General features: G+C 64.7%; 7 protein-coding genes. All 7 read right to left on the bottom strand.

Going from position 1 to position 7,371, the window contains the following annotated elements; genetic code table 11:
* Positions 1 to 2,096, bottom strand: a 2,096-nt coding sequence (gene bamA / locus ACHWRX_RS02020) for an outer membrane protein assembly factor BamA (protein WP_394657901.1), incomplete at its 3' end; no start/stop codon positions are given.
* A gap of 189 nt (positions 2,097 to 2,285) precedes the next feature.
* A complete protein-coding gene (rseP, locus tag ACHWRX_RS02015) occupies positions 2,286 to 3,401 on the bottom strand; it encodes an RIP metalloprotease RseP (RefSeq protein WP_394657900.1) in 1,116 nt (371 codons plus the stop codon).
* Entirely contained in the window at positions 3,398 to 4,555 is a 1,158-nt protein-coding gene (locus tag ACHWRX_RS02010) for a 1-deoxy-D-xylulose-5-phosphate reductoisomerase (RefSeq protein ID WP_394657899.1), read from the bottom strand. Before ACHWRX_RS02010 ends, rseP begins: the two co-directional genes overlap by 4 nt.
* Positions 4,552 to 5,319, bottom strand: coding sequence for a phosphatidate cytidylyltransferase (locus tag ACHWRX_RS02005; protein WP_394657898.1), 768 nt, complete (start codon positions 5,317 to 5,319; stop codon positions 4,552 to 4,554). Before ACHWRX_RS02005 ends, ACHWRX_RS02010 begins: the two co-directional genes overlap by 4 nt.
* Positions 5,306 to 5,950: a polyprenyl diphosphate synthase gene (gene uppS / locus ACHWRX_RS02000; RefSeq protein WP_394657902.1), complete on the bottom strand. Its 645-nt coding sequence runs from the start codon at positions 5,948 to 5,950 to the stop codon at positions 5,306 to 5,308. The genes ACHWRX_RS02005 and uppS overlap by 14 nt, the downstream gene beginning before the upstream one ends.
* A gap of 64 nt (positions 5,951 to 6,014) precedes the next feature.
* Entirely contained in the window at positions 6,015 to 6,572 is a 558-nt protein-coding gene (frr, locus tag ACHWRX_RS01995) for a ribosome recycling factor (RefSeq protein ID WP_058735997.1), read from the bottom strand.
* 3 nt (positions 6,573 to 6,575) lie between these two features.
* Positions 6,576 to 7,295 carry a UMP kinase gene (gene pyrH / locus ACHWRX_RS01990; RefSeq protein ID WP_058735996.1) on the bottom strand — a complete coding sequence of 240 codons (720 nt, stop codon included), beginning with the start codon at positions 7,293 to 7,295 and terminating at the stop codon, positions 6,576 to 6,578.
* Positions 7,296 to 7,371: the final 76 nt, after the last annotated feature.

Genomic DNA, 7,371 nt, shown 5'->3' with positions numbered 1-7,371 from the left:
GAGAGCGAGAAGATGAAGCCCTTGCCCAGGTTCTGGAAGCGAGAGGCATTCGCGCGGAGGCGGACGTATTTCACGTCGCCACCAAGGCCCGCGACATCGCCATTGATGGCGGCGGTAATACCACGGGTTGGCCGGACGCGGTTGTCCAGCGTGTCGTAGATCAGCGACAGGCCGGCGATCGAACTCAGGCGCTTGCCGATCGCGTCGCACAAGTAACGTCCCGCCAGCAACGGATCGCAGGAGCGGGTCGGCGGTGTCAGGCGGTCCGAATAGAACTGGTTCTGGTCCAGCGACACGTCATCGTAGTTCAGCGTATAGCTGGCGACGGCGGTCAGGTATTCGGTCAGCGGCACGCCCGCGCGGACCTGGAAGCCGGTGGTGGCCTGCTTGTAGGTCGTGTTGCGGTTGGAGTTCAAATAGTTGAAGCTGTTCAGGTCGCGGCGGTAGACGTTGACGCCCAGCGACACATTCTTGTCGAACACGTAAGGCTCGGTGAAGCTGGCTTCCACGCTCTTGGAGAAGCGCGAATAGCTGCCCGACAGGCCGACCGTCTGGCCACGTCCGCGGAAGTTGCGCTGGCGGATCGAGGCCTGGAAGATGAAGCTTTCAAGCGACGAGAAACCAGCCGAAAGCTGCAGTTCGCCGGTCGGCTTTTCCTCGACGTTGGCTTCCAGGATGATGCGATCGTCCGTGGCGCCGGGCTTCTGCTCGACCTCGAACTTTTCCTGGAAGTAGCCCAAGGATTTGATGCGGTTGGTGGAGCGCTTGACCTGCAGCGAGTTGAACGCGTCGCCTTCGGCCAGGCGGAACTCGCGGCGCACCACCTTGTCCTGCGTCAGCGTGTTGCCGTTGACATCGATCCGCTCGACATAGACGCGCGGCGCCTCGGCGATCACGAAAGTCAGACCCATGGTGAGGTCTTCCTTATTGCGATCGTACTGCGGCCGCACGTCGGCGAAGGCGTAGCCGAAGGCACCGGCGGTGTCGTTCAGCTGCTCGATCGTATCTTCGACCTGCTTGGCGTTGTACCAATCGCCCTTCTTCATCGGCAGGCGCGCCGCCAGCTTCTCGCTGTCGAAATCGCGCAACTGGCTGTCGACCTTCACGTCGCCGAACTTGTAGCGCTGGCCTTCCTCCACCACGTAAGTGATGATGAAGTCCTTCTTGTCCGGCGTCAGCTCGGCCACGGCGGAGACGACGCGGAAATCGGCATAGCCCTGTGTCAGGTAGAACTGGCGCAGCTTCTGCTGGTCGAACGCCATGCGATCGGGGTCGTAGCTGGTGGTTGAGCTGAAGACCTTGGTGATGCCGCCGCTGGTCTTGGTCACCATCTCGCCGCGAAGCTCCTTGTCGGAGAACTTCTCGTTGCCGATGATGTTGATCTGGCGGACCTTGGACTTGTCGCCCTCGGTGATCTCGAACACGATGTCGACGCGGTTCTGGTCGAGCATGACCATCTTGGGCTCGACCGTTGCGGCGTAGCGGCCCTGCCGCTTGTACAGCTCGATGATGCGGGCGACGTCGGCGCGCACCTTCGATCGCGTGAAGATCTGGCGCGGGGCGACCTTGATCTCCGGCAAGATCTTCTCGTCCTTTATGCGCTTGTTGCCTTCAAGGATGATACGGTTGACGACCGGGTTTTCCTTCACCTGGATCGTCACGATGCCGTTGTCCTGCGTCACCTGAACGTCGGAGAACAGCTCGGTTTCATAGAGGTCCTTGAGCGCCTGGTCCGCCGCGGCGGGCGTATAGGGCTGGCCGGCGCGCAGCTTGACGTAGGACAGAACCGTTACCGGCTCCAGGCGCTCGGCCCCGAGGACGCGGATGGTCTGGATTGCCGGGCCCTGCTCTGCGGGTGCCGCCGCTGGCGCAGCGGGCTGTGCCGCAGGGCGTGCCGCAGCACGTGAACCCGCGGGGGCGCGGCGCGGCGTGCGGGCCGGAGCAGGTGCTGGCGTCGATGCCGCGGCGGGCGCTTCAGACGCTGCCGGTGTAGCATCCTGCGCAAAGGCATCGGTTGTCACGCCGGTCAGGCCGGTGGTTCCCAGCAATGCGACCGCCAGACGCGAGGCGCGGCGAACCTTGTCGCTGCGAACCATTTCCCATCCCATCATCAACGCAAATCCCGCAAAGCGCCCGCGCGCAAAAGGTCGATATTCAAATCCAGGCCGAGTTCCGCGCATAGGAGCGGAAACGTACCATACACATTCGCCGCCTCTGCCCGATGGACGAATGTCGATCAAGCAGCCATTCCGGCGAGAAATCCCTATCGATGGAAAAAGCCGGTCCTATCCCCGGAAAATCGGCAACGAGATGACATCATTGAAAGTGACGATCAGCATCAGCGTCAGCACCAGCGCGATACCGGTGCGCACCGCCCATTCCTGACTCCGCAAATCCAGCGGTTTGCGACGAACCGCTTCCGCCGCGTAGAAGGCCAGATGGCCCCCGTCGAGGCCCGGAATTGGCAGGATGTTGATGAATGCCAAGTTAATCGAAATCAGCGCCGCGAAGTATACGAAGGGCAGCCAGCCCAGGCTCAATTGCTCGCCCGAATACTTTGCGATCTTGATCGGCCCGCCCAGCTCCTTGACCGAGCGTTCGCCCGTGAAGATCTGGCCGATCCCGGTCACCATCATGCGCACGATGCCGTAGCTTTGCTCGAAGCCCAGCTTCACCGCCTCGATCGGGCCGACGGACACCAGCTTGCCGCCGCCGCCGGCAATGCCGATCCGGCCGACCCGCGCCTCGTTGCCGAAGCGGTCTTTCTCCACGGTGCTGCCGATCGGAACCGACAGGATCAGCGTCTGCTCTCCACGCTTCACCGCGATCGGCACGGTGCGGCCCGGATAGGGAACGACGTATTGCGGGATCTCGTTGAAGCTGCTGATCTTTTCGCCGCCGATGGCAACGATCCGATCGCCCACCTGCATACCGGCGGCCTGCGCCACTGAGCCGGGCGCAAAATCCTGCACCACGGGCGTGGCTTCGATCCGACCATAGGCCAGGTTGAAGGCGGCAAAGATCGCGACCGCGCAGATGAGGTTGGTCAGCGGTCCGGCCAGCACCACCAGCGCCCGCTGCCACAATGGCTTGGCGTGGAAGGTCTGAGCGCGCTCCTGCGGGGTCAGACCGTCCTGCTCCGGCGCGGGCGCGCTGGCGGGGTTCATGTCCCCCGCGAACTGGACGTAGCCGCCCAGGGGCAGCGCCGACAGCTTCCAGCGAGTGCCGCGCTTGTCGGTGAAACCGGCCAGCTCCTTGCCGAACCCGACCGAGAACGCCTCCGCCTTGATCCCGAAGAACCGGCCGACGAGGTAGTGGCCCAGTTCATGAATCACCACGAGTGGACCCAGGACCAAGACGAAGCCAAGGACCATCGTGAGCAAAGAGGGTGACCCGATCATGCCAGGGCCTCCGTCAACTCACGTGCGCGCAGGCGCGCCTCGGTGTCGATCGCGAGGACATCCGAGAGGGATGCCGGCGCGGGCGCGGCATAAGTATCGAGAACATTGGCAACTTCTGCCGCAATCCGGGTGAACCCAATCTGACCGGCGAGGAAAGCGGCCACTGCCACCTCGTTCGCCGCGTTGAGCACAGCCGGGGCCGCACCGCCCGCCTCCGCCGCTTCGCGCGCTAGTCTGGTCGCGGGGAAGCGTTGCTCGTCGGGCGCGCGGAAGGTCAATTCGCCGATCGCCGCCAGATCCAGCGGCGGCATCGGCGTGTCCATCCGGCGTGGCCAGGCCAGCGCCGAAGCGATCGGCACGCGCATGTCCGAAGGCCCTAGCTGCGCCAGCGTCGATCCATCGCGGTATTCCACCATGGAGTGGACCACCGATTGCGGGTGGACGATGATCCGCAGCTTGTCGAGGCCGACGGGAAACAGGTGATAGGCCTCGATCAGTTCGAGGCCCTTGTTGAACATCGTGGCCGAATCGACGCTGATCTTCGCACCCATCGACCAATTGGGATGCTTGACCGCTTCCGCCGGCGTGGCCGCAGCCAGGCGATCTGCCGACCAGTCGCGGAACGGCCCGCCGCTCGCCGTCAGCGTGATGGAGCGCACGTCGGCCAGGTCGTTGCCGGCCAGGCACTGGAATATCGCGTTATGCTCGGAATCGACGGGCAGCAGCACCGTGCCGCAGCGGCGGACCGCCGCCGTCATCACGGCTCCGGCGGAAACCAGCGCTTCCTTGTTGGCCAGCGCGACCACCCTGCCCTGCTCGATCGCGGCCATGGTGGGCGCAAGGCCCGCACAGCCAACGATGGCTGCCACCACGATATCGGCGGGACGAGACGCCGCCTCCACCAGGGCCTGCGCCCCGGCGGCTGCCTCGATCCCGGAGCCGGCGAGAGCGGCGCGCAGATCGGCCAGGCACGCCTCGTCCGCCACGACCGCCAGCTTCGCGCCGAACTCGCGCGCCAGCTTCGCCAGTTCGGCGGCCTGGCAATTCGCCGTCAGCGCCACCACATCCCAGGCGGAAGGATCGCGGCGCACCAGATCGAGAGTGGATGCGCCGATCGAGCCGGTTGCGCCCAGAAGTGTGATCGTTCGAGTCATGTAAGCGTGGATAACCGCACAAGGATAAAGATCGTACCGAATACCACCGTTACCGCCAGCAAGCCATCGACCCTGTCGAACAGGCCGCCATGGCCGGGCAGCAGCTTTCCGGAGTCCTTCACGCCGGCCGCCCGCTTCATCCAGCTTTCGAAGAAATCGCCCGCCTGCGCCACGATCGCTACGGCCATGCCCATGCCCAGGATCGCCATCGGGCTGGCCGCGGTTTCCACCGCCGTGATCTGCGCACTGGGCGCGGCGGCCAGGATGCGGCCGGCATTGGCCAGCACCGCCCAGATCAACAGGCTGGCGCCGATCACGCCGCCCAGCAATCCTGCCCAGGTCTTGGATGGGCTGATCTTCGGTGCGATCTTCGGTCCGCCCAGAGCCCGACCCAGAAAATACGCACCCACGTCCGTACCGATCACGGCACCCACGATCAGCATCACCAGGGCCGCGCCCGCCGCCTGTTCCCGCACCTGGATCAGGATCGCGCTGCCCATCCCGCAATAGATCGCCCCGGCGCAGCGCCAGGCATTACGCGATCGGCCCGGCGTGCAGAATTGCAGCACCAGCGTGCTCCATTCGAACCACACGCCGATGCCCACGATCAGCACGAAGACTGTCCAGGCCATGCCGCCCAGCCACAACGCCGTGCCCGACACGACCAGCATCACCAGAGCGGTGACGAGCCGCTTGGGCAAATCGGCATTGCGCAACCAGAACGGTACCGGCTCCGACGGGCCCAGTTCGTCAACGCCCGCCATAACGACGCTCCCGCTTTTCGAACGTATCTATCGCGGCCCGCAAATGCTCGGCGGTGAAGTCCGGCCAGAGCACGTCGGTGAAATAGAATTCGGCATAGGCCACCTGCCACAGCAGGAAGTTGGACAGCCGCTCCTCGCCGGATGTGCGGATCAGCAGGTCGAGCGGGGGCAGGTCTGCCGTGTCCAGCTCCGCCGCGATCGTTGCGGGCGTGATCGGGCCCTTGGCGGCGGCAGCCGTCGCCGCGCGCGCGATCTCGTCGTGCGACCCGTAGTTCAGCGCCACGGCCAGCGTGGTGCCGGTATTGCCCGCCGTGCGAGACAGCGCGCCCTCGATCAGTTCAACAACATCGGGCTTGAAGGCCTTGTAATCGCCGATAATCCTCAGCTTGACGTTGGCCTGGGCGATCTCGTCGAGGTCGGACAGGATGAAGCGCTTCATCAGCGTCATCAGGTCGGACACCTCGTCCTCGGGCCGGCGCCAGTTCTCAGTGGAGAAGGCGTAGATCGTCAGCGCCTCCAGCCCGAACTCGCGCGCGCCTTTGACCACGCGGCGCACCGCCTCCACCCCGCGCTGATGCCCCATGGCGCGCGGGAGGAATCGCTTCTTCGCCCAGCGCCCGTTGCCATCCATGATGATGGCGACGTGACGGGCCTTGGGTTCGGCCTTGCTCACAACAGCCCCGCGCTGATGTGCCTCACTTGCCTAGGATATCCTTCTCCTTGCGGACGAATTCTTCCTCGACGGCCTTGATCTGCTCGTCGGTCAGCTTCTGCAGTTCGCCTTCCAGGCGCTTGCGGTCGTCCTCGGAGATTTCCTTCTTGTTCTCGTCGGCCTTGAGGTTGTCCATCCCGTCGCGGCGGACGTTGCGCACGGCCACGCGCGCCTTTTCAGCATATTGCCCGGCGAGCTTGGCCAGTTCCTTGCGGCGTTCCTCGGTCAGGTCGGGGATCGGCAGGCGCAACGTGGTGCCGTCGTTGATCGGGTTGAGGCCTAGCCCCGCCGAGCGGATCGCCTTTTCCACCGGGCCGACGTTCGACTTGTCCCACACCTGCACCGAGATCATGCGCGGCTCGGGCACCGACACCGAGGCCACCTGGTTCAGCGGCATCTGGCTGCCATAGACGGTGACCATAACCGGATCGAGCAGGTTGGCGCTGGCACGGCCGGTGCGCAGGCCCGCCAGGTCTCCGGCGAGCGCGTCGACGGCCCCCTTCATGCGGCGTTCGAGATCGGCCTTATCGTACTTGGCCATGGTTCAGGCTCCTTTCTGGACGATCGTCCTGGTACCCTGCCCGGCGAGCACGCGGGCCAGATTGCCCTGCTCACGGATCGAGAACACCACGATCGGAATAGCGTTGTCGCGGCAAAGCGCCACGGCGGAGGCGTCCATCACCTTCAGATTCTGGGCCAGGACGGTATCGTAATCCACAGCATCGTAACGCTGCGCATGGGGATTGGTTTTCGGGTCGCTGTCATAGACGCCATCCACACTGGTACCTTTGAGCAGCGCGTCGCACTGCATCTCGGCCGCGCGCAGCGCCGCGCCGGAGTCGGTGGTGAAATACGGTGCGCCGACACCGGCGGCGAAGATCACCACGCGGCCCTTCTCCAGATGCCGTTCTGCCCGGCGACGGATCACCGGTTCGCACACCTGATCCATCTGCACGGCGGACTGCACCCGCGTCTCGATGCCCAGTTGCTCCAGCGCGTTCTGCATCGCCAGCGCGTTCATCACCGTGGCCAGCATGCCCATGTAATCGGCCTGCGCACGGTCCATGCCCTTGGCCGCGCCCGCCATGCCGCGAAAGATGTTGCCGCCGCCGATGACCAAGCAGATCTCAAGGCCGGTTTCCTTGGCGGCCTTCACTTCCTTCGCCATCTCGGAGACGAACTCGGGGTCGATCCCGAACTGCTGGCTGCCCATGAGCACTTCGCCCGAGAGTTTCAGGAGGACGCGCTTGTAGGGAGATGCCATGGGGCCGGGGTTCTCACGTGGCTGGAGGTCGGCAGCGGCTTTAGGAGCGGGAGGCCGGATTGCCAAGGGGTGTGGT

Origin of the sequence: uncultured Novosphingobium sp. (genome assembly GCF_964277725.1) — a bacterium.
GTDB classification, from domain to species: Bacteria; Pseudomonadota; Alphaproteobacteria; order Sphingomonadales; family Sphingomonadaceae; genus Novosphingobium; species Novosphingobium fluoreni.
Note: the sequence above shows the minus strand (reverse complement) of the source record. Positions and strands in the feature narration are given on the sequence as shown.

Bases quoted from the DNA above. Each gene is read 5' to 3' on its own strand.
- frr (WP_058735997.1), bottom strand. From the start codon at position 6,572: ATGGCCAAGTACGATAAGGCCGATCTCGAACGCCGCATGAAGGGGGCC.
- uppS (WP_394657902.1), bottom strand. From the start codon at position 5,950: ATGGATGGCAACGGGCGCTGGGCGAAGAAGCGATTCCTCCCGCGCGCC.
- pyrH (WP_058735996.1), bottom strand. From the start codon at position 7,295: ATGGCATCTCCCTACAAGCGCGTCCTCCTGAAACTCTCGGGCGAAGTG.
- ACHWRX_RS02005 (WP_394657898.1), bottom strand. From the start codon at position 5,319: ATGGCGGGCGTTGACGAACTGGGCCCGTCGGAGCCGGTACCGTTCTGG.
- ACHWRX_RS02010 (WP_394657899.1), bottom strand. From the start codon at position 4,555: ATGACTCGAACGATCACACTTCTGGGCGCAACCGGCTCGATCGGCGCA.
- rseP (WP_394657900.1), bottom strand. From the start codon at position 3,401: ATGATCGGGTCACCCTCTTTGCTCACGATGGTCCTTGGCTTCGTCTTG.